This window comes from Burkholderia sp. EMB26, assembly GCF_024730645.1.
GTDB lineage: Bacteria > Pseudomonadota > Gammaproteobacteria > Burkholderiales > Burkholderiaceae > Burkholderia > Burkholderia cenocepacia.
On sequence record NZ_CP078071.1, the window covers coordinates 2,674,268 to 2,694,899 of the forward strand.

General features: G+C 68.8%; 22 protein-coding genes. 7 read left to right on the top strand and 15 right to left on the bottom strand.

Annotated elements, in window-relative coordinates:
• Nucleotides 1-24 precede the first annotated feature (24 nt).
• From KU887_RS28765 to KU887_RS28795, 7 genes are read right to left on the bottom strand one after another with little or no spacing between them, the layout of a single operon-like run.
• Nucleotides 25-1,071, bottom strand: a complete 1,047-nt coding sequence (locus tag KU887_RS28765) for an ABC transporter substrate-binding protein (protein ID WP_258256483.1) — start codon at nucleotides 1,069-1,071, stop codon at nucleotides 25-27.
• The gene (locus KU887_RS28770; protein ID WP_200061624.1) at nucleotides 1,068-2,219 is read right to left on the bottom strand and encodes an FAD-binding oxidoreductase; all 1,152 of its coding nucleotides are present in this window, start codon (nucleotides 2,217-2,219) and stop codon (nucleotides 1,068-1,070) included. The genes KU887_RS28765 and KU887_RS28770 overlap by 4 nt, the downstream gene beginning before the upstream one ends.
• Nucleotides 2,212-3,654, bottom strand: coding sequence for an NAD(P)/FAD-dependent oxidoreductase (locus KU887_RS28775; RefSeq protein ID WP_200061623.1), 1,443 nt, complete (start codon nucleotides 3,652-3,654; stop codon nucleotides 2,212-2,214). Before KU887_RS28775 ends, KU887_RS28770 begins: the two co-directional genes overlap by 8 nt.
• Nucleotides 3,651-3,998 (bottom strand): (2Fe-2S)-binding protein, encoded by a 348-nt coding sequence (locus KU887_RS28780; protein ID WP_012493144.1) that lies wholly within the window; start codon nucleotides 3,996-3,998, stop codon nucleotides 3,651-3,653. The genes KU887_RS28775 and KU887_RS28780 overlap by 4 nt, the downstream gene beginning before the upstream one ends.
• Nucleotides 3,998-4,792 (bottom strand): ABC transporter permease, encoded by a 795-nt coding sequence (locus KU887_RS28785; RefSeq protein ID WP_048988333.1) that lies wholly within the window; start codon nucleotides 4,790-4,792, stop codon nucleotides 3,998-4,000. The genes KU887_RS28780 and KU887_RS28785 overlap by 1 nt, the downstream gene beginning before the upstream one ends.
• Nucleotides 4,789-5,781, bottom strand: coding sequence for an ABC transporter permease (locus KU887_RS28790; RefSeq protein ID WP_080322836.1), 993 nt, complete (start codon nucleotides 5,779-5,781; stop codon nucleotides 4,789-4,791). The genes KU887_RS28785 and KU887_RS28790 overlap by 4 nt, the downstream gene beginning before the upstream one ends.
• Entirely contained in the window at nucleotides 5,782-6,864 is a 1,083-nt protein-coding gene (locus KU887_RS28795) for an ABC transporter ATP-binding protein (RefSeq protein WP_006485925.1), read from the bottom strand.
• A 293-nt stretch (nucleotides 6,865-7,157) separates the two neighbouring features.
• On the opposite strand from KU887_RS28795, the gene KU887_RS28800 reads away from it, so the two are divergent.
• The 4 genes from KU887_RS28800 to KU887_RS28815 all read left to right on the top strand — a co-directional run bounded on the left by KU887_RS28800 (nucleotide 7,158) and on the right by KU887_RS28815 (nucleotide 10,657).
• The gene (locus tag KU887_RS28800) at nucleotides 7,158-8,063 is read left to right on the top strand and encodes an IclR family transcriptional regulator (protein WP_034202722.1); all 906 of its coding nucleotides are present in this window, start codon (nucleotides 7,158-7,160) and stop codon (nucleotides 8,061-8,063) included.
• Nucleotides 8,064-8,361: 298 nt separating this feature from the next.
• The gene (locus KU887_RS28805; protein WP_006485909.1) at nucleotides 8,362-9,108 is read left to right on the top strand and encodes an SDR family oxidoreductase; all 747 of its coding nucleotides are present in this window, start codon (nucleotides 8,362-8,364) and stop codon (nucleotides 9,106-9,108) included.
• 152 nt (nucleotides 9,109-9,260) lie between these two features.
• Nucleotides 9,261-10,115 carry a DJ-1/PfpI family protein gene (locus KU887_RS28810; RefSeq protein WP_006485911.1) on the top strand — a complete coding sequence of 285 codons (855 nt, stop codon included), beginning with the start codon at nucleotides 9,261-9,263 and terminating at the stop codon, nucleotides 10,113-10,115.
• 68 nt (nucleotides 10,116-10,183) lie between these two features.
• Nucleotides 10,184-10,657: an SgcJ/EcaC family oxidoreductase gene (locus KU887_RS28815; protein WP_058902772.1), complete on the top strand. Its 474-nt coding sequence runs from the start codon at nucleotides 10,184-10,186 to the stop codon at nucleotides 10,655-10,657.
• Between the two features lie 100 nt (nucleotides 10,658-10,757).
• Here KU887_RS28815 and KU887_RS28820 read toward each other — a convergent pair whose 3' ends face one another.
• Together KU887_RS28820 and KU887_RS28825 are read right to left on the bottom strand one after the other, a co-directional pair.
• Nucleotides 10,758-11,705, bottom strand: coding sequence for a GlxA family transcriptional regulator (locus tag KU887_RS28820; RefSeq protein ID WP_006485916.1), 948 nt, complete (start codon nucleotides 11,703-11,705; stop codon nucleotides 10,758-10,760).
• 160 nt (nucleotides 11,706-11,865) lie between these two features.
• Nucleotides 11,866-12,597 (bottom strand): GNAT family N-acetyltransferase, encoded by a 732-nt coding sequence (locus tag KU887_RS28825; protein ID WP_258256500.1) that lies wholly within the window; start codon nucleotides 12,595-12,597, stop codon nucleotides 11,866-11,868.
• A 67-nt stretch (nucleotides 12,598-12,664) separates the two neighbouring features.
• Between KU887_RS28825 and KU887_RS28830 the strand changes: the two genes are divergently transcribed.
• Entirely contained in the window at nucleotides 12,665-13,048 is a 384-nt protein-coding gene (locus KU887_RS28830; protein WP_011548356.1) for a hypothetical protein, read from the top strand.
• 167 nt (nucleotides 13,049-13,215) lie between these two features.
• Here the strand turns inward: KU887_RS28830 and KU887_RS28835 are convergent, their stop codons facing one another.
• The gene (locus KU887_RS28835) at nucleotides 13,216-14,073 is read right to left on the bottom strand and encodes a helix-turn-helix transcriptional regulator (protein ID WP_200061615.1); all 858 of its coding nucleotides are present in this window, start codon (nucleotides 14,071-14,073) and stop codon (nucleotides 13,216-13,218) included.
• Nucleotides 14,074-14,168: 95 nt separating this feature from the next.
• Between KU887_RS28835 and KU887_RS28840 the strand changes: the two genes are divergently transcribed.
• Nucleotides 14,169-15,062 carry an SDR family oxidoreductase gene (locus KU887_RS28840; RefSeq protein WP_006485917.1) on the top strand — a complete coding sequence of 298 codons (894 nt, stop codon included), beginning with the start codon at nucleotides 14,169-14,171 and terminating at the stop codon, nucleotides 15,060-15,062.
• A 45-nt stretch (nucleotides 15,063-15,107) separates the two neighbouring features.
• Here KU887_RS28840 and KU887_RS28845 read toward each other — a convergent pair whose 3' ends face one another.
• The 5 genes from KU887_RS28845 to KU887_RS28865 form a co-directional block, all read right to left on the bottom strand.
• A complete protein-coding gene (locus KU887_RS28845; protein WP_200061612.1) occupies nucleotides 15,108-16,097 on the bottom strand; it encodes a zinc-dependent alcohol dehydrogenase family protein in 990 nt (329 codons plus the stop codon).
• Nucleotides 16,098-16,220: 123 nt separating this feature from the next.
• The gene (locus KU887_RS28850; protein ID WP_062885324.1) at nucleotides 16,221-17,123 is read right to left on the bottom strand and encodes a LysR family transcriptional regulator; all 903 of its coding nucleotides are present in this window, start codon (nucleotides 17,121-17,123) and stop codon (nucleotides 16,221-16,223) included.
• Nucleotides 17,124-17,202: 79 nt separating this feature from the next.
• Entirely contained in the window at nucleotides 17,203-18,582 is a 1,380-nt protein-coding gene (locus KU887_RS28855) for an FAD-containing oxidoreductase (protein ID WP_006485924.1), read from the bottom strand.
• Between the two features lie 169 nt (nucleotides 18,583-18,751).
• Nucleotides 18,752-19,330: a hypothetical protein gene (locus KU887_RS28860; RefSeq protein ID WP_006485913.1), complete on the bottom strand. Its 579-nt coding sequence runs from the start codon at nucleotides 19,328-19,330 to the stop codon at nucleotides 18,752-18,754.
• Between the two features lie 47 nt (nucleotides 19,331-19,377).
• On the bottom strand, nucleotides 19,378-19,842 hold the full coding sequence (locus KU887_RS28865; RefSeq protein WP_006485921.1) for a GNAT family N-acetyltransferase: 465 nt from the start codon (nucleotides 19,840-19,842) through the stop codon (nucleotides 19,378-19,380).
• Nucleotides 19,843-19,991: 149 nt separating this feature from the next.
• Here KU887_RS28865 and KU887_RS28870 point away from each other — a divergent pair, with 149 nt between their 5' ends.
• Nucleotides 19,992-20,630, top strand: coding sequence for a LysE family translocator (locus KU887_RS28870; RefSeq protein WP_012493146.1), 639 nt, complete (start codon nucleotides 19,992-19,994; stop codon nucleotides 20,628-20,630).
• Nucleotides 20,631-20,632 lie beyond the last annotated feature (2 nt).

A 20,632-nucleotide genomic window follows, 5' to 3' on the forward strand; every position in this document is an offset into this window, starting at 1 on the left:
CCGTGCCAGCGCGCGCCGGGCCCGTCACCGCTCGATCTGCCGGTTCCACCGCGTATCCCACTGCGCGCGGCGCGCATTGATCGCGGTCCAGTCGACCACCGTCACCTTGCGCACCAGGTCGTCGACGTTGCCGAGGCTCTGCTGCATCGGGGCCGGCATCTTCGCGAGGCGGTTGGTCGGAATCTGCTTGCCGGCCTCGGCCGCCTTCGTCTGCGCGGGCGCGGACAGCAGGAACTGCGCGAGCTTCTGCGCGAGTTGCGGAGCGGGATTGTTCGCGACCACGCACAGGTCGACGAGCAGCAGCACCGGGCCTTCCTTCGGGTTCGCATACGCGACGGGGATGCCCTTGTCCTGAAGGTCGCCGACGCCGGTCGGCGTGAGCGGGAACAGGCCGGCCTCGCCGGTCTGCACCATTTCGGAGATCTTCGCCGAGTTCGGGATGTACTCGACGACGTTCGGCCCGACCGTGCTCGCCCACTTGCCGAAGCCGGGCTCGACGTTCTGCTCGTTGCCGCCGAGCAGCCGGTTGATCGCGAGGAAGCCGTGCAGCCCGAACGTGCTGCTCGACGCCGACTGGAACACGACCTTGCCCTTGTATTTCGGATCGGCGAAATCCATCCACGAGGTCGGCGGCGCCCAGCCTTTCTCGGCGAACAGCTTCTTGTTGTACGCGATGCCGGTCATCCCGAGCTGCACGCCCGCGCCGACGTCGTCCTTCATCCGCGCGAACGGGTACAGCTCCTTCAGTACCGGCGAATCGTCGAGTTTCTGGCACACGCCGAGGCTTACCGCGCGCGCCATCACGCCGTCGTCGAGGAACGCGACGTGGATCTGCGGCTTGTTGCGGTTCGCGAGCAGCTTCGCGAGCACGTCCGACGACGTGCCGGGCACGATCACCACCTTCACGTTGTTCGTCTTCTCGAAGTCGGGCAGCACCTGGCTCGTATAGGCCTTCTCCATCGGCCCGCCGTTCATGCCGACGTAGATCGTCTTCGTTTGCGCGAACGCGGGCGCGCCGGCGCCTGCGATGCAGAGGGCGGCGGCCGCCGCGATCGTTCCGAGCAGTTTCATCTTTGGGTTTCCTCTTGACGGAAAGGGGCGGTCGGCACGGCTTGCGGGAAGAAGCGGCCGATCGAGAATGCATCGAGTGGCGTCGCGGTTTCGCCGGTGGTGATGAGATCGGAGAGCACGTCGCCGACGCCCGGCGCGAGCAGGAAGCCGCCGCCGGAAAAGCCGAACGCATGCAGCAGATTCGGTGTGGTGCGGCTCGCGCCGATGATCGGGTTGTGGTCGGGTGTGCAGCCCTCGACGCCGCTCCACGTGCGGATCAGCAGTGCGTCGCGCAGCGCGGGCAACAGCGCGCACGCATCGCGCATCACCGCGCGCGTCGTATCGACCGACGACTGGCCGAACTCGCCGTCGCCGCGGCCCCGGCCGCCGCCGATCACGCAGTTGCCGCGCGCGACCTGCCGCGCGTACACGCCGCCGCCATACACGCCGAGGTTGTGCGCGATGAACGGCGGCAGCGGCTCGGTCACCCACATGTTCGGGTAGATCGGCTCCATCGGTACGGCCTCGCCGAAGCGTTCGGCGATCGTGTTCGCCCATGCGCCCGCCGAATTGATCAGCCACGTCGCGGTGTGCGCGCGGCCGCCCGCCTGCAAGTGAAAACGCGTGCCATCGTGATGGACCGCGTCGACGGGCGTGTGCTCGAACACGTCCGCGCCCGCCGCGCGGGCCGCGCGCGCGAACGCGGGCGACACGATGCGCGGGTTCGCATGGCCGTCGGTCTCGCACAGCGAGCCGCCGAGTGCCGCGCGGCCGAGCCACGGGTAGCGGCGGCGAAACGCCTCGCCGCGCATCACCTGCAGCGGCAAGCCGTGTTCGCCGGCGAGCACGGCGTACGCGTCGAGCGCATCGAGATCGGCGTCGCTGCGTGCGAGTCGCAAGTGGCCGGACACGACGAATTCGCCATCGATGCGGATCAGCTCGGGCAGGCGATCCCAGATGCGCCGCGCCCGCAGTGCGAGCGGCAATTGCTCGACCGGACGGCCCTGGCAGCGTACGCCGCCGTAGTTCACGCCGCTCGCCTGCGCGCCGCAGTCGCGCCGTTCGAACAGCCCGACGCGCAGCCCGCGTCGCGTGAGCGCAAGCGCGGCCGACGCGCCGACGAGGCCGCCGCCGACGATCGCGACGTCGTAATGCCGGATCTCACTCATCGCGCGCCTCGTCGGGAATCGCCGCGACGTCGTCGCCCGCGAGCGCGGCCGAGATCGGGAACGGCTTCACCGGTGGTTGCGCACGCAACCGGCCGACGTCGGCGAGCGGCCGGCCGGTTTCGGCGGCCAGCACGAGCGCGGCCGCGTCGCCGCACATGCGGCCCTGGCAGCGGCCCATGCCGACGCGGGTCAGCGCCTTCAGCCGGTTCAATTCGGTCGCCGCGCCTTCGCGCACGCAGCGGCGCAGCGTGCCCGCGTCGATCTCTTCGCAGCGGCACACGATCGTGTCGTCGGGGCAGCGGGCAGCCTGTTCGGCCGGCGGCGCGAACGCGGCTTCGAGGCCCGCGCGGAATGCGCCGATGCGCGCGAGCGTGCGTTCGAGCGCCGCCGCGTCGGGTTGGCCGGACGGCGAGCGCGATGCGATGCCGGCATCGTCGAGCAGCGCGAGCGCCGCACGCCGGCCCGACGCTTCGGCCGCGACGGCGCCCGCGATGCCCGCGCCGTCGCCGGCGACGTAGAGGCCGCGCACCGACGTGCGCCCGGCCGCGTCGCGTTCGGGCAGCCACGCGCGGTTGAGCGGGTCGAAACCGAACCGGCAGCCGGCGAGATCGGCAAGCTGCGTTTCGGAACGCAGGCCGAAGCCGAGGCCGAGCGCATCGCAATCGAGCACGCGCGGCGGCGCGGGCTGCGCCGCGTCGCCGGCGGCGCGCCATGCGAGCCCCGTCACATGTTGATCGCCGAGCACGCGCTCGAGCGTGACGCCCGTTTCGATCGCGACGCCATGCGCGCGCAGCCAGCCGTGGTAATAGAGCCCCTTCGCGAAGATCGATGGCATGCGCAGCAACGCGGGCGCGGCAGCGGCCTGGCGGCGCAGGGGGCTCGTGTCGAGCACGGCCGCGACGTTCGCGCCGGCCTTCGCATACTGGTAGGCGACGAGGTAAAGCAGCGGCCCCGTGCCCGCGAGCACGATGCGCCGGCCGATCGCGCAGCCCTGCGCCTTCAGCGCGACCTGGGCGCCGCCGAGCGTATAGACGCCCGCGAGCGTCCAGCCCGGCACGGGCAGCATGCGGTCGGTCGCGCCGCTCGCGACGATCAGGTGCGAGTACGGCACCGTCACTTCGCGGCCGTCCTGCAGCGTGTCGACGCGGCCCGCGCCGCATGACCACGCGAGCGTGTTCGGCCGGTAGTCGACCTGCGGCAGCAGCGCGGCCATCGTCTGGTGCACGGCGTCGGCCTTCGCCGCCTCGAAACCGTACAGCGTGCGCTTGCCCCGCACGAAGGCGGCGTCGGCCGGCGGTTGGCGGTAGATCTGCCCGCCCCAGCGGGCGTTTTCGTCGATCACGACCGGGTGCAGCCCCGCGTCGACCAGCGCCTCGGCCGCGCGCACGCCGGCCGGCCCCGCGCCGACGATCACCGGTTGCAGTACGGCGCTCACGATGCGTCTCCGGTCGCGGCCGGCCGGGCGGCCGTAAGAATCCGCATGCCGTCGGCGATCGGCGTCGAGCATGCGCGCACGCGTGCGCCGGCTTCCGTGCGCACCCAGCAGTCCTGGCAGGCGCCGATCAGGCAGAAACCCGCGCGCGGCTGGCCGCTGAATTCGCTGACGCGCACGCGACGCTGCGCGACCAGGATCGCGGTGAGCACGGTGTCGCCGGCGAGCGCCTGCGCGGGCCGGCCGTCGAGCACGAACGCGACGGGGGCGCGTTCGCGTTCGGCGACGCGCACGAACTGCGCGCCGTCGTCCGCGACGTGAGTGGAACGGGAAACGGGAGTCGTCATCAATGTTGGCCGATCAGGATGCGGTTCAGGCCGTACACGCGATCGAGCAGCAGCATCGCGCCGGCGGTGATGAAGATGACGAGCGCCGACACCGACGCCATCATCGGGTCGATCGATTCGGTCGCGTACATGTACATGCGCACGGGCAGCGTGACCGTCTGCGGCGACGTGACGAAGATCGACATCGTCAGCTCGTCGAAGCTGTTGATGAACGCGAGCAGCCAGCCGCCCGTGATGCCGGGCACGATCATCGGCAGCGTGATGCGGCGGAAGATCGTCCACGGGTCCGCGCCGAGCGAGCACGCGGCCTGCTCGATGCTGCGGTCGAGGCCGGCGACCGACGCGAGCACGAGGCGCATCACGAACGGCGTGATGACGATCATGTGCGCGAGCACGAGCCACGCGAACGAGCCGGTCGCGCCGATCAGCGCGAAGAAGCGCAGCAGCGCGATGCCGAGCACGAGGCCGGGAATCACGAGCGGCGACAGCAGCAGCCCGTTCAGGAACGCGCGGCCCGGAAACGTCGCGCGGCCGATCGCGAGGCCGGCCGGCAGCCCGATCGCGAGCGACAGCGTGGCCGACGCGAACGCGAGCTTCACGCTGTTGAAGAACGCGGTCACGAAGTCCGGATAGTCGAGGATCGCGCGGAACCAGCGCAGCGACACGCCGCGGGTCGGCAGCGTCAGCGTTTCGTCGGGCGTGAACGCGACGAGCACGACGATCACGAGCGGCGCGAGCACGAACAGGATCACGAGCGTGTGGAAGGCGAGGGCGAAGGGACCGTTCTTTCTCATCGCGATGCGCCTCCGAGGCTGCGCGCGTAGCGGCGTTCGAGCACGCGGTAGTAAGTGAGCATCACGACGAGGTTCGCGGCGAGCAGCAGCACCGCGATCGTCGCGCCGAGCGGCCAGTTCAGCGAGCCGAGGAACTCGTCGTAGACGGCCGTGGCCGCGACCTTCAGCCGTCGTCCGCCGAGCAGGCCCGGAATCGCGAACGCGCTCGCCGACAGCCCGAACACCATCAGGCTGCCCGACAGCACGCCCGGCATCAGTTGCGGCACGACGATGCGGCGCAGCGTCGTGAACGGCGACGCGCCGAGCGACAGCGCCGCGTGTTCGGTCTGCGGATCGAGCCGCTGCAGCGCGGTCCACACGGGAATCACCATGAACGGCAGCATCACGTGCACCAGTGCGATCACGATCGCGAAGGTCGTGTATTCGAGCTTGTACGGCCCGAGACCCACGAGCCCGAGCGCCTGGTTCACGAGCCCGCCGGTGTTCAGCAGCATGCTCCAGCCGAACGCGCGCACGACCACCGACACCAGCAGCGGCGCGAGGATCGCGAGCAGGAACAGCGAGCGCCACGGGTCGCGCATTTTCGACAGCACGTACGCTTCCGGCGTGCCGATCGCGACGCAGATCGCGGTGGTCAGCGCGGCGATCCCGAACGTGCGCGCGAAGATCGTGTGGAAATACGACGCGCCGAGCACTTCCGCGTAGTTGCCGAACTGGAACGCGGCGATCGGGCCGGTGGCCGGGTCGAAGCGGTAGAACGTCAACACGAAGGTCATCGCGAGCGGCACGAGCACGAGCGCGGCGAAGAGTGCGAATGCGGGCGCGCACATCAGCCACAGCGGCGCATGGGCGCGCCAGCTCGCGCGTGTCGTGCGGGCCGGCTGCGTCGCGTGCGCGGCGGTGCGTGTCGGCACCGCGTCATGCGCACCCGATCGCGCGAGCCCGGCCGGTGCGACGTCGGTCGAGAGCGGGCGGGAAGGCGGTCGCATTCAGGCCTCCCGGCGCATCACGCGCACCGCGTCGCTGTGCCAGTCGATGCCGACCGGCGCGCCTTCCGCGAGCGGCTCCGCGCCTTCGTTCTGGCAGCACACGAGCACTTCGCCGAGCGCGCTGTCGACGCGGTACAGCCACTGGCTGCCGAGGAAGAACCGGCTCGTGACGGTCGCGGCGAAGCGGCCGGCGTCGGGCGCGCACAGCCGCAGCTTCTCCGGACGGATGCAGACCGACACCGCGTCGCCGACGCGCATGTCGCGCTCGCGCGGCGGCAGGTGCGCGGTGCGGCCCGTCTCGGCGAGATCGTGCCCGAGGTCGATGCGGATCGCGTCGCCGTCGTGCGCGACGATCGTGCCGGGCAACAGGTTCGCCTTGCCGATGAACTGCGACACGAAGCGGTTTTCCGGGCGCTCGTACGCGCGGTACGGCGTATCGGTCTGCGTGATGCGGCCGGCTTCCATCACGACCACGCGGTCGCTGATCGACAGCGCTTCGGACTGATCGTGCGTGACCATGATCGTCGTCGTGCCGATCTTGCGCTGGATCGCGCGCAGCTCGAACTGCATCTCCTCGCGCAGCTTCGCGTCGAGGTTCGACATCGGTTCGTCGAGCAGCAGCACGGGCGGCTCGATCACGACCGCGCGCGCGATCGCCACGCGCTGCCGCTGGCCGCCCGACAATTCGCGCGGAAAGCGGTGCGCGAGCGCGTCGAGCCGTACGAGCGCCAGCGCCGCGCGGATGCGCTCCGCGCGCTCGGCCTTGTCGACGCCGCGCATGTCGAGGCCGAAGCCGACGTTCTCCGCGACGCTCATGTGCGGAAACAGCGCATAGCTCTGGAACACGATGCCGAGCCCGCGGCGGTTCGGCTTCAGGTGCGTGATGTCCTGCCCGTCGAGCGCGATGCGGCCGCGCGTGACGTCGACGAAGCCGGCGATCATCTGCAGCGTGGTGGTCTTGCCGCAACCGGACGGCCCGAGCAGCGACACGAATTCGCCCTGTTCGACCGACAGGTTGACGTCCGCGACGGCGGTGAGCGCGCCGAAGGTTTTCGTCAGATCCGTAAGCGTGAGAAACGACATGGAGAGCTCCGGTTCGCACACCGCGTGGCCGGTGCGCCGATGACGCGGACTCTAGCCAGCCATATTTCGGCGCGTCAATTTCGAATTCTGCTGAACGGGATGAATTTCGAAAAAATTCCGTTGAACGGAACGAACAGGCCGATCGCAGGTGAATCGTTCCGATGGATGAAGGGCGCCCGAGCCGCGAAACGCACGCGTCAATCCCGTGCACACCCGGATGTCAGCGGAATTTCGACCGGACGACAATGGCGGCTACCCTATTCCGTTCAATGAAATCGTCGAGGAGAGCCGGCATGCAGGAACCCCATTCGCCCGGAACGTCGCCGGCCGCGCGCACGCCGCGCCCGGACGAGGGCGTCGTCGACGCGGCAGATGCGGTCGAGTCGGCCGGCGCGCCCGGTACCGGCATGCTGCAGCGTGCGTTCGCGATCCTGCGCGCGCTGGCCGGCATGCAGCAGGACGGCGTGCGCGTCACGCATCTTGCGAAGGCCGTCGGCCTCACGCAGGGCACCGCGCACCGGATCCTGCAATCGCTGATCGCCGAAGGGATGGTCGAACAGGACGAGCAGTCGAAGCTGTACCGGCTGAGCGTCGACTTCTTCGCGCTCGCCGCGCAGGCCGGCAACCCGAGCAGCATGCGCACGCTGTGCCGTCCGGCGTTGCTGCGGCTGTGCGCGAGCCTCGGCGAGACGATCTTCCTGCTCGTGAAGAGCGGCTTCGACGCCGTGTGTCTCGACCTGTGCGAAGGGCCGTTTCCGATCCGCTCGTTTACCGGCGACATCGGCGGGCGCATCGCGCTCGGTGTGGGACAGGGCAGCCTCGCGATCCTCGCGTTCCTGCCCGAAGCCGAACGCGAGGAGGTGATCCGCTTCAACGTGCCGCGCATTCGCGGCTACGGCGTGCTCGACGAGGTGTATCTGCGCACCGAGATCGAACGCGTGCGGCAACTCGGCTACGCGGGCCGCAATAGCGGCGTGCTCGACGGGATGGCCGGCGTCGCGGTGCCGATCCTCGACCGCACCGGTTATCCGGTCGGCGCGCTGAGCGTCGGCACGCTCGCGTCGCGGCTCGGCGACGACCGGATGCCGATGGTCGTCGAACTGCTGCGACGCCAGGCCGACGCGATCGGCCCGCGCACCAATCCGTTCGACGCCGCGTTGCGGCGGCCGATGCACGGGCTATCGGGGAAAACCGTCTAGCGAGCGTCGCGCGTTGCCGTTTCATCGGCTTGCTTGCGCAAGCCATGCACGTCCGATCAAGGCGCGCAGGGTCCGGCGGACTCGCGCGCTTTCGTTTTTCTTGCGGGCTTGCGCGTGTGGCGCCGCGAGCGCGCGATACGTTCGGATCGAATGGCGTTTTTCGAGGGTTATACGACCTTTGAGCCATATACGTCCCGTTCCATACTTCACATGAACGAGCAAGCCGGAGTCCGCACACAAACGCAATGACGCGTCGCATATCCGGCCTGATCAATCACGACATGAAAAGGAACGGAAGATGCGACTCAAGAGCAAATCGGCATTGATCACGGGCGGCACCAGCGGCATTGGTCTGGCCACCGCGAAGCTGTTCATTTCAGAAGGCGCGCGCGTCGCGGTGACGGGGCGCGACGAGGCCGTATTCGAGCGGGTGAAGGCAGAGCTTGGCGAGCATGCGATCGTGCTCAAGGGCGACGTACGGTCGCTCGACGACATGCGCGCGATTGCAGCCGAGGTCAACGACACGTTCGGCGGCCTCGATGTCGTTTTCGGCAACGCGGGCTGGGCGTTCCCGTCTGCCGTCGACGACATCGACGACACGCTCTACAACGACATCATGGACGTCAACGTCAAGGGCGTGGTGTTCACGCTTCAGGCGGCGCTGCCGTACTTGCGCGAAGGTTCGTCGGTGATCCTCAATACCTCCTTCGTCGCGCAGACCGGCAAGCATGGCATCTCGTTGACCGCCGCAGCGAAGGCCGCCGTGCGATCGCTGGCTCGCAGCTGGTCGTACGAATTTCTCGACCGGAAGATCCGCTTCAACGCGATCGCGCCCGGCGCGATCGACACACCGCTGCTCTCGAAATGGGGCAAGCCCGCCGAATGGGTGCGCGCCCGCAAGGCCGAATTCGCCGAAGCGATTCCGGTGGGTCGCATGGGCACGGCGGACGACATCGCCTGCGCCGCGCTCTATCTCGCCAGCGACGAATCGTCGTTCGTCGTCGGCACCGAGCTGGTCGTCGATGGCGGCGCGTCGCAGCTTTAAGCCCGTGCGTCACGTTTCCCGAGCCCGGTAGGTCGTCCCGGCGCGTTCCCCTCCCGATTTCACGTCCGCCGCGCGGTTCGCCGTGGCGGTTATTTCATCCGGCCCGGCGGGGTTGCGCTCGCCCATGGGCCGAAGTGCAAGGAGCAATCATCTTGACCGACAGTAGCGACAACCATGCGCCCACCGGGCCACTCACACGGGCAGGCCGTTCCCGCCGCGATGTCCTGAAGTTCGGCAGCGCCGCCACCCTCGGCGCCGTGCTGGGCGGCAGCGCGTTGCTCGGGCACGCCGCGCCTGCGCCGACACCGACAGGCAGCGCAGGGCTGCTTGCGCCGAACGAGCCGCTCGACATCCTGATCGTCAATTACGACGGCGGCACGCTGCTCGACTTCGCGGGCCCCAGCGAAATCTTTCACCGGCTGCCGAATACGAACGTTCGCTACGCGAGCCTCGATGGCGGCAACGTGACGCTCGAATTCGGCGTCGTGTACGGGAAGACCGAGCGATTGGCGGATATCGACAAGACCGACGTGATCCTCGTGCCTGGCGGGTCCGATTTGTCGGCGCCGATGCGGCCGGCGTATCAGGCGCAGATCCGGCGTCTGGCGGAAAGGGCGAAACACGTGACGTCGGTGTGCAACGGCTCGCTCGTGCTCGCCGCGACGGGCGTGCTCGAGGGCAAGCGCAGCGCGTGCCATTGGGCGTTCGTCAACAAGCTGGCCGAATACGGCGCGATTCCCGTTCCCGACCGCTTCGTCGAAGACGACAACGGCCGCTTCATGAGCGGTGGCGGCGTGACGGCGGGCATCGATTTCGCGCTGCGCGTGGCGGCGAAGCTGCGCGGCCAGCCGGCCGCCGAATACACGCAACTCGTGATCGAATACGATCCCGCTCCGCCGTTCCACTCCGGTCATCCGAGCGATGCACGGCCCGAACTCGTCGCGATGGTCGACAAGAAGCTGCCGGGCGCATCGAAGGGCCTCGCACGCATCCCCGGCGTTCGCTGACACGTTTGCCGGCGACCCGTGCAGGGTTGCCTGCCTCTTCAATTCAAACCCTATTCGGAAATCACTCGATGCGACAGATCCATCCGTGTACGGCTGCGCTTGCAGCCTGCGTGTCCTTTTTCGCACTCGCGACGCCGGCGCTCGCCGCAGGTTCGCAACGCCCGCCCGAAGCGGCCATCAAGGCCGAAAACGCGCGATGGGCGGATGCCTTTGCGCGAGGGGATTACGACGCGATCGGCCGCCTCTATACCGACGACGGCGCGCTCTTGCCGCCGGGAGGCGATAAAGTCACGGGCCGCCGCGCGATCACCGAGTACTTCACCAACGGGTATGCCGGATCGAAACCCGGCACCGTATCGTTCAGCCATTACGAGTTCTACGGCAATGAGCGGGTCGTGACGGAGGTGTCGGATGCGGAGGTTCGCGACGGTGATGGAAAGCTGAAGATCCGCGCCAAGCAGACGCTCGTCTTTCTGAAGCAGGGCGGCGTGTGGAAGCTGCATCGCGACATGTGGAACGCTTACCCGCCGGTCAAGGATTGACGATCGTCGACGTCCGGCGAAAGGACGCGCGACGTGCCCACGCGCCCATCGCCGGTTAGCGGGAAGCGGGCCACGCAGCGCGCTGATCGGCAGCGCTCGATCAGCGCGCTGCGTTCGTTCTGCTCTCGCGTCGAATCGCTTGCGGCGGATGCCCGTGCAGCTTGATGAACGCTCGGCGCATCCGTTCGGGATCGGTGAATCCCACCGCCAGCGCAATCTGTTCGATCGGTTCGCTGCCGCCCTGCAGGCGCAGCCTTGCGGCTTCGACGCGCAAACGCTCGACGGCCCGCGCCGGCGTTTCACCGGTTTCCCGGCGAAACGCGCGGCCGAACTGTCGCACGCTCAGGCTGGCGGCATCGGCGAGCCGTTCGACCGGCAACGCTTCGGCCAGATGTTCGCGGGCGAAATTCAGCGCAATGCGGATGCGATCCGATTCCGGCTCCATCTGCGACATCGCGGAGAATTGCGACTGCCCGCCGGGCCGCCGATACGGAACGACCAGCAGCCGCGAGACCTCGCGCGCGATCTCCGCGCTCATGTCCCGTTCGATCATGCCGAGCGCCAGGTCGATGCCGGAGGCAATACCCGCCGACGTCCAGACGCGGCCATCGACGACATAGATGCTGTCGCCGTCGACCCGCGTGCGAGGGAAACGCGACTGCAATTGCGCCGCGTATCGCCAGTGCGTCGCGGCTCTCAAACCGTCCAGCGAGCCGGTTTCGGCAAGCAGGAACGCGCCCGTGCACACGCTTGCCACCCGCGACGCCTTGGCGGCCAGTTTTTTGGCCGCGGCGATATTGTCCGAGGTCTGCATCGGCGCGATATCGCCGCCGACGAACACGACGGTGTCGAACGCGCGTCTTCCGATCGGCTTCGTGTCGATCGAAAGGCCGGTATTGCCGGGAATCGGGCCGCCGGTTGGCGAGATGACGTGAAGCGCGTAGGGCGTATGGCCGGCGGCCGTGGCCACCTGATTGAAGGCCGACAGCGGGCCGCCAAGATCGAGCGCGTCGTAGCCACGGCAAACGAAAAATCCAATGCGATGCATCACGAAGCCATTGATCGATAACCCCGGAATGGCGAATTCTACCGGGAACCCTCGAATTCTGTCGTTTGACTCGAAACGAGGGAAAACCGTCGTTTACGTCGCCGTCGATCAACTGTATTCGTTTGCGCCGTGCTGATGCGATGCCGACGGAAAGCGATGCTCAGCGACGGTAGATGAACTCCAGATCGGTCGATTCGCCGACCTTGAAATCGTACGTGCCGACCCGCTTGAAGCCGGCCTTCTCGTAGAACGCGATGGCCTTCGCATTGCCGGACCACACGCCCAGCCATACCGGGCCGGGGCGCGTCGCGGCGAGATACTCGAGCGCGGCGTCGAACAACGCCCGTCCGGCGCCGGTTCCCTGCGTGCCGCGGCGCAGATAGATCTGATGGATCTCGCCTGAACCGTCCGCCACTTCCGGGTGCGGAAGCTTGCACGGCCCCGCGTGCGCATACCCGACCAGCGTGCCGTCGTCGCCTTCCGCGACCCACGTCCGGCACTGCGGGTCGCCGAGCTGTTCGGTGATCGCGGCAACCGAGTAGGCGCGGGCCTCGTACTCGGCCAGATCGTTCGGCGGATAGTCGATGCCGAAGCCGTCCTGCAGAAAGGTTTCGCGAAACGTATCGCGTTTCAGTTCGGCAAGCGGGACGGCGTCGGCCAGGGTCGCAACGCGGATCAACATGTGGCTTCTCTCGGTTCGGTATCGGGCTGACAGTTTATCCCGGGTGATGTCGAGCAGCCGCATCGTCGCCGGCCAACCGGCGACCGTCGCGGTCCTGCAGGCGGCTTCCCGATGCGGGAAAAAGCGCCGATTTTGCAGCGCAGCGAAAGGCGCCGACGCTTGCCTGACCGGGCCTCCGTAACCAGCCGAAACTGCCAGCACGGCAATCATGCGGATGCCGATGGTTGACCGCCGTCGGACATGCTAGGATTTCCGTCAAACAACTCCGGAGACTGCGATGCCGTTCATCTGCGAAAACGTTGAATGTCGTGCCGTGCTGGCTCGCGGGCAGGTCAGGCACCATCAGGAGGGCGCCGGCTGGTGCTTCTACTGCCCGGACTGCAACACCAGAAACGAGTTGATGAACATCGGCACGCTCAGCGGCCCTGTCGAGCTGGTTCAGCCCGAGCGGGCGAGCCCGCCGCACAAGGTGGTCGCGACGGCCAGGCCGCTGGACGACGGCCGATACGCGGCGCAGTTGAGCGTCCAGCGGGCGCTCGCCGTGAAAGGCACCTACGCGGCCGAGGAGCACTGGGATCAGTTAGGCGTATTCGGCGACGCGCAGGAAGCCGTCGCGCACGCGAAGTCGTTCGCCACGGACCTGCTGCAGCGCGCCGCGTAGCCGGCGCTTTTCCGTGAACGAACAAAGGGGCGTCGCGCATGCGTGCGCGACGCCCCTTTACGTTTTTCGCGCGCGTTCGTCAGTGGTGGATATCGAACGACGAGGTCTGCCTCGTGATCCGCCGATACGTGTCGTCCTGAATCAGGCTCCCGGGAAAGCGAGTGAGGTCACGCAGCCGGCGCCTGTGTTGCGCGGGCCCGTTCGCGCACCGCGACGAGTTCCCTGATCCGCGCGCGGTCGGCCGGCGTCGCCGGCGTGAAGATCACGAGGCTCAGGTCCGGGCGGCCGGTAACCGAGAACGTCGAATGTTCGAGCGCGATCCGGCCGGCTCGAGGATGGCGGATCTCCTTCGTGGCTTCTTCGTGCGTACGGATATCGTGGTCGCGCCACATCGCGTCGAATTCGGCGCTGGTCGCGCGCATCTCGTCGACGAACGCCTGCACGGCCTGCGTCGCGCCGCTGCGCGCGACGTCCGCACGAAACCCGCCAACCGCGAACCGCGCGACGCGCTCCCAGTCCGACTGGGCATGGCGCACGCCCGCGTCGACGAAGATCAGCCGCAGGATGTTGCGCGCGGCCGGCGGGAGCGTCGCATAGTCGGTGAGCGTCGCGGCCGCCGCGTCGTTCCACGCGGCGACGTCCCACGTCGCGGTGCGGATGATCGCGGGGCTCGCGTCGAGCGAATCGAGCACGTGCTGCAGGCGCGGCGTCACGCCGGCCGGCGCGTGATAGCGTACCTCGGGCGGATGGCCGAGGCCGATCAGGAACAGGTGCTCGCGTTCGGCCTCGTTGAGCATCAGCGCGCGGGCGAGCCGGTCGAGCACGTCGGCCGACGGCGCGCCGCCGCGCCCCTGTTCGAGCCACGTGTACCACGCGACGCTCACGTGCGCGCGCTGCGCGACTTCCTCGCGCCGCAGGCCCGGCGTGCGGCGGCGCGTCGCCGGCAGCCCGAGCGCGGCCGGGTCGAGTTTTTTGCGGCGGTCCCGCAGGTACGCGCCGAGCAGGTTGTCGGGGGCGTCAGCCATATCCTGTTAGTTCGTTTACCGGTAAACCGTCACGACTTCACCGCGAGCGGCGCTCGACAGATAGTAAGCCTCCATTTCATCCGGAGGTGCTGAACATGCGTGTCTTTGTTACGGGAGCATCGGGCTTCGTCGGCTCGGCCGTCGTGGCCGAACTCGTGGCCGCCGGCCACTCGGTGCTGGGGCTCGCGCGCTCCGACGCGGCCGCGGCGTCGGTTGCCGCGGCCGGCGCCGACGTCCATCGCGGGTCGCTGGAGGATCTCGACAGCCTGACGCGCGGCGCCGAAGCCGCCGATGCGGTGATCCACACGGGATTCAATCACGACTTCTCGCGTTTTGCGCAGAACTGCGAACTCGACCGCCGCGCGATCGAGACGATCGGTGCGGCGCTCGTCGGCTCGGCGCGGCCGCTGATCGTCACGTCGGGCCTTGCGCTCGTCGCGCCCGGCCGCGCGGCGACGGAGGACGATCCGCACGTGCCGGTGTCGGAAAATTATCCGCGTGCGTCCGAAGCGACGGCGGTCGCGCTCGAAGCGCGCGGCGTGCACGCGTCGGTCGTGCGGCTGCCGCCGTCCGTGCACGGCGACGGCGATCACGCGTTCGTGCCGCACCTGATTGCGTTCGCGAGGGAGAAGGGCGTGTCGGCGTACATCGGCGACGGCGCGAACCGCTGGCCGGCCGTGCACCGGCTCGACGCGGCGCGCGTGTATCGGCTCGCGATCGAGCGCGGCGCAGCCGGCGCGCGCTATCACGCGGTCGACGATACGGGCGTGCCGTTCCGCGCGATCGCCGAGGTGATCGGGCGGCGGCTGAACGTGCCGGTCGTCGCGAAGTCGGCGGCGGAAGCCGGCGAGCACTTCGGCTGGTTCGCGAGATTTGCGGGGATGGATGCGCCCGCAACCAGCGAGCGCACGCGGGCATCGCTCGGCTGGGCGCCGACGCAGCCGAAGTTGCTGGCCGATATCGACCGGCCGCGGTATTTCGAAAGCTGACGAGCGGCGCGCGCCGCTCGCCATGGGTGCGGCTCGGACAACGGCTCACACCGTGACGACGATCTTCCCGACCTGCGCACCGGCTTCCATGTAGCGGTGCGCGTCCACGATGTCGTCGAACGCGAACGTGCGATCGATCCGCGGCTTCAGCGTGCCGGCCGCGAGCCCGTCGACGATGAAGCGCTTCGCGCGTTCGAGCCGCCGCGCATCGCCGGTGATCTCGAACAGCTCGTAGCCGCGCAGCGTCAGGTGGCGCGCGAGCAGGTCCATCACCGGCACCGGGATGTTGCGCGTATCGAGCGCGCCGTACTGGAAGAACGTGCCGTGGGTGGCCAGCGCGCGCAGCAGGTTCGCCGCGTCGGGGCCGCCGACCGGATCGAACGCGAGGCGCGCGCCGACGCCGCCCGTGATTTCCGCCACCTGCCGCGGCAGGTCGGCGGGGCTGCCGACGATCACGTGCCGCGCGCCGGCGTCGAGCAGCGCCTGGCGCTTCGATTCGCCGCGCGTCAGCGCGATCGGCACCGCGCCGACCTGGTTCGCGACCTGGATCGCGGCCTGCCCGACGCTGCTCGACGCGGCGCCGATCAGCACCGCGTCGCCGCGCTCGAGCCCGCCGAGTTCGATCAGCGCGCCGTAGGCCGTCACGAACATCATCCATGTCGCGGCCGCCTCCTCGAACGACAGGCTGTCCGGATGCTTGACGACCGCATGCGCGGGCACGTTGACCACCTCGCCGTACATCCCGTAGTCGGCGAACGAGAACGCCGGCACGACGCTCACCGCGTCGCCTTCCGCGAATGCCGTCACGTTGCGGCCGACCGCCGCGACGATACCCGACGCCTCGTAGCCGAGCGATGCCGGCAAGCGCGGCATGAACGTGTATTCGCCGCTGCGGAACATGACTTCCGCGCGATTGACGCCGATCGCCTTCACGCGCAGCTGGATGTCGTCGGGGCCCGGCGCGGGCACGTCGACGGTGTCGATCTGCAGGACTTCGGGGCCGCCGATGCGGTGGAAACGGACGATGCGGGTCATGGAGCGCTCCTTCGATGAACGGGTGTCGATGAAACCGCATCGTAGGCGGGCGCCCGCACCGGATAAACGCGCGGCCGGATCATTGATTGTTATTTGACGAATAACAATCGACGCGAACCCGTGCTACGCCGGATAACGCCGTGCGAACAGCTCGGTCAGCCAGTCGATGAACGCGCGCACCTTGTCGGGCAGATGCGCGCGGTTCGGGTACAGCACCGACACCGGCTTCGGCACGGCCGGCACGCCGGGCAGCAGCTCGACCAGCTGGCCCGAGTCGATGCTCGGCTGCAGCGCGGGCCGCAACGCGTGCACGATGCCGAGGCCCGCGAGCCCGCACGACAGCAGCGCTTCCGAGTTGTCGGTGAGCAGGCTGCTCGCGAGCTTCACCGCGACGGTTTCGCCGTGCGGGCGGAACGTCCATTCGAGCACGCGGCGGTTGCGGCCGGTGAAGAAGTTGACCGCGCGGTGCATCCGCAGATCGTCGAGCGTACGCGGCAAGCCGTGGCGCGCGATATAGGCCGGCGACGCGCATGTGGCCATCGGCACCGCGCCGACGGTGCGGGCGACCATGCTCGAGTCCTTCAGCGTCCCGACCCGCACCACGCAGTCGATGCCTTCGCCGATCAGGTCGGCCGGCTGATCGCTCGCGCCGAGCACGAGCTCGATCTGCGGATAGCGCTGCTGGAAGTCGGGCAGCGCCGGAATCACGACCGTCTTCGCGAGCGCGAGGGCGACGTCGATCCGCAGCCGGCCCTTCGGCACCGCGCGTTGCTTCGGGAACGACGCGAACGCATCGTCGATGCTGCCGAGCAACTGCACGCAGCGCGCATGGAATGCCTCGCCTTCGGCCGTCACGCTGACGCGGCGCGTGCTGCGGTTCAGCAGCCGCACGCCGAGCTCCTGTTCGAGCTGCTGCACGGCTTTGGTGACGGCCGGCCGATGCAGCTGCAGCGCGTCGGCGGCCTGCGTGAAGTTGCCGCGTTCGACGATCTGTACGTAGATCTGCATCGTTTGCAGACGGTCCATGGCGTTCCCGGATGGCGTGGCGAGCGGCCATCTTCGCACACCGCCGGCGCCCGGTGCGCGGCCGCCCGCCTGCGGCGCGTCATTCGACCGGATGCAGATCCTGCAGCAGCGTCGGCACCAGCTCCGACACGGTCGGGTGGATATGCATCGCGCGGCTGATCGTCGTGTACGGCGCGCCGGCGGTCATCACGTCGAGGATCCCGTGCACGACTTCGTCGCCGGTCACGCCGAGGATCGACGCGCCGAGGATCGCATGGCTGTCCGCGTCGACGATCACCTTCATGAAGCCCTGGCTTTCGCCCTTCTCGACCGCCCGGCCGACACGCGTCATCGGGCGCGTGCCGACCAGCAGCCGGCGGCCCGTCTGCTTCGCTTCCGCGAGCGTCATCCCGACGCGGCCGAGCGGCGGGTCGATGTACATCGCGTAGGCCATGATCCGGTCGGACACCTTGCGCGGATCGTCGTCGAGCAGGTTGGCCGCGACGATCTCGTAGTCGTTGTACGAAGTGTGCGTGAACGCGCCGCGCCCGTTGCAGTCGCCGAGCGCCCAGATGCCGGGCACGTTGGTGCGCAACTGGTCGTCGACGGTGATGTAGCCGCGCGCGTCGGTGTCGACGCCCGCGCGGTCGAGCCCGAGATCGTCGGTGTTCGGCACGCGCCCGACCGCGAGCAGCAGGTGCGAGCCCGCGACCTCGCGGCCGCCGCCCGCGCAGTCGAGGCCGACCACGATGCCGTCGCCGTCGCGGCGCGCGCTCAGGCAGTTCGCGTCGAGCTGCACGTCGATCCCTTCCTTTTCGAGGATCTCGCGCACGGCCTGCGAGACGTCTTCGTCCTCGCGGCGGATCAGGCGCGAGCCTTTCTCGATGATCGTGACCCTGGAGCCGAAGCGCCGGTACATCTGGCCGAATTCGAGCCCGACGTAGCTGCCGCCGACGATCACCAGATGATCGGGCAGGAAGTCGACGTCCATCATCGTCGAGTTGGTCAGGTACGGCACCGAGTCGAGGCCCGGCATCGCGGGCACCTGCGCGCGTCCGCCGACGTTGATGAAGATGCGTTCGGCTTCGAGTACGTCATCGCCCACGCGCACCGCGTTCGGGCGTTCGAACCGGGCATGACCCTGAAAGACGGTCGTGTTGTCGAGGCCGCGTACCCATTGCTCGACGCCGTGGTTCGAGCGGCCGGAAATCTGGTCCTTGCGCGCCTTCACGGCTTTCATGTCGACGGTGACGGGGCCGCCGACCGACACGCCGTACTCGCCGGCGCGCCGTGCGAGCTGCGCGGCGTATGCGCTCGCGATCAGCGTCTTGGTCGGGATGCAGCCGGTGTTTACGCAAGTGCCGCCGAAGCGGCCGCGCTCGACGATCGCGACTTTCATTCCGGCGCCGGCGAGGCGCGCGGCGAGCGGCGGCCCGGCCTGGCCGGTGCCGATGACGATCGCATCGAAGTGTTGCGTCATGACGTCCTCCTGTGCGGGTGCAACGAGGAAAGGGGCGGGCGCAAGCCGCATGCCGTGCCGGCGGTCGCCCGCGGGCGACGAGCGCCTATGGTAGACCGGTTGGCCGGGGGCCGCGAGCGGCGCCCGGACGACGCGTCGTATTGAAAAACGGCACTGCCGCGGGCGGCGTCTAGTCCTTGCGCGTCCACTGCCCGAACGACACCGGCCGGTGCGCGTCGGCGCGCGTCACGGTGACGTGGTCGGGCTGGTCGTCGAGCGGAAACGATTCGGTGACGATCTGGCTCGAAAAGAGCCAGCCGTGCGTGCGCGGGTCGTAGCGGAACGTGACGTAGTCGGTCCAGTGCTGCCCGCACGCGACGACGTTTTGCACGGTGAAATAGCGGCCCTTCACCGCCAAGCCGTTGTCGCCCGCATCGTCGGGATCGAACGGATCGCATTGGCCGCCGTCGTTGGCGCGCAGCACGGCCTGGTCGTTGCGGGCCGCGAGACGGTACGTGTGGTCGGCTTGTTCCTCGTAGATCAGCAGCGGGCGCGGCGACGGCTGGTCGCGCGTATCGACCGCGCGATGCACGACCACCAGAAAGCTGTGCCGCCCGTTGTCGAGATCGGGGCCGGCGTGCGCGATCAACGGCTGGTAGCCGGCCGGCAGTTGCGCGGCGATCGATTTCGGCAGGCTGTCGGCGCGGGCGCCGAGCGGGAGCGCGGCGAGCAGCGGCAGCAGCAGGGCAGCAAGGCGAAGAGCGCGCATGGCGGGCGGTCCGGTCGAAAGGAGAAAAGGGGAGGAGTCGCGCGGCGTTACAGATCGCGCCCGAGAAAGTCCGTGCCCGGCACCGGATTGAACGCGACGGGCGGCGCGGGCGTGAAGCCGAGCGACGCATACAGTTGCCGGGCGGCGACGAATTCGGGCAGCACGTCGACGCACATGCGCGCGTAACCGGCCGCCTTCGCGTCGTGCAGCAGCCGTTCGACGAGCTGGCGGCCGACGTTCAGCCCGCGCGCCTCGGGCCGTACGTACACGCGCTTCATCTCGCAGGTCGCCGGGTCGATTTCGCGGAACGCCGCGCAGCCGACCACGCGCTCGCCGCGCCACGCGAGCAGCAGCCGTCCGCGCGGCGCCGCGTATTTCCCGGGCAGCGCGGCAATTTCGGGCTCGTAGTCCTGGAATTCAAGGCTGACGGTCGGGCTCGCGACGTACTCGCGAAAGATCCCTTCGACGGCGGCGGCATCGTCGGGATAGCGGGCGGCGCGGATCTCGATCATGGGTGGCGCGTGATGACGGGAAAGAGGGCCAGCATAGCAGCGCACGGCCGCTTTCGGCGATGCGCGAAGCGTGCCAGAATCAGCGGCTCGACCGTCGGAAACGACACGCAGGCGCCGGCGCAGCGGCGTCGCTGACCAAGGAGACTTCGATGACCGCATCGGCTGCCGTACTCGCCATCCTGGCTGCGCTGTTTCTCGGCGCGATGATTCCGGGCCCGAGCTTCGTGCTGGTGGCCCGCAACTCGATCGGGCTGTCGCGCCGCGACGGGCTGGCCACCGCGCTCGGCATGGGCATCGGCGGCATCGTGTTCGGCGGCGTCGCGCTGGCCGGGCTGTACACGCTGCTGCAGGCCGTCGAATGGCTGTATGTGGGCCTCAAGGTCGCGGGCGGCGCCTACCTGATCTACATGGCGTCGAAGATCTGGCGCGGCGCCGACCGGCCGATCGCGATGGACGATCCGCAGGCGATGGCCGGCGGCAGCGCGCGCAAGTCGTTCCTGACGGGCCTCACGACCCAGCTCAGCAACCCGAAGACGGCGATCTGGTACGGCAGCATCTTCGCGGCGCTGCTCCCGCAGCATCCGCCGCTGTGGTGCTATCTCGTGCTGCCGCCGCTCGTGTTCGCGGTCGAGTTCGGCTGGTACACGCTCGTCGCGCTGTGCTTCTCGACGCGCCGGCCGCGCGAACTCTACCTGCGCGCGAAGAAGTGGGTCGACCGCATCGCGGCCGGCGCGATCACGCTGCTCGGGCTGCGGCTGATCCTGAATGCGCCGAAAGCGGGGATCTGAGC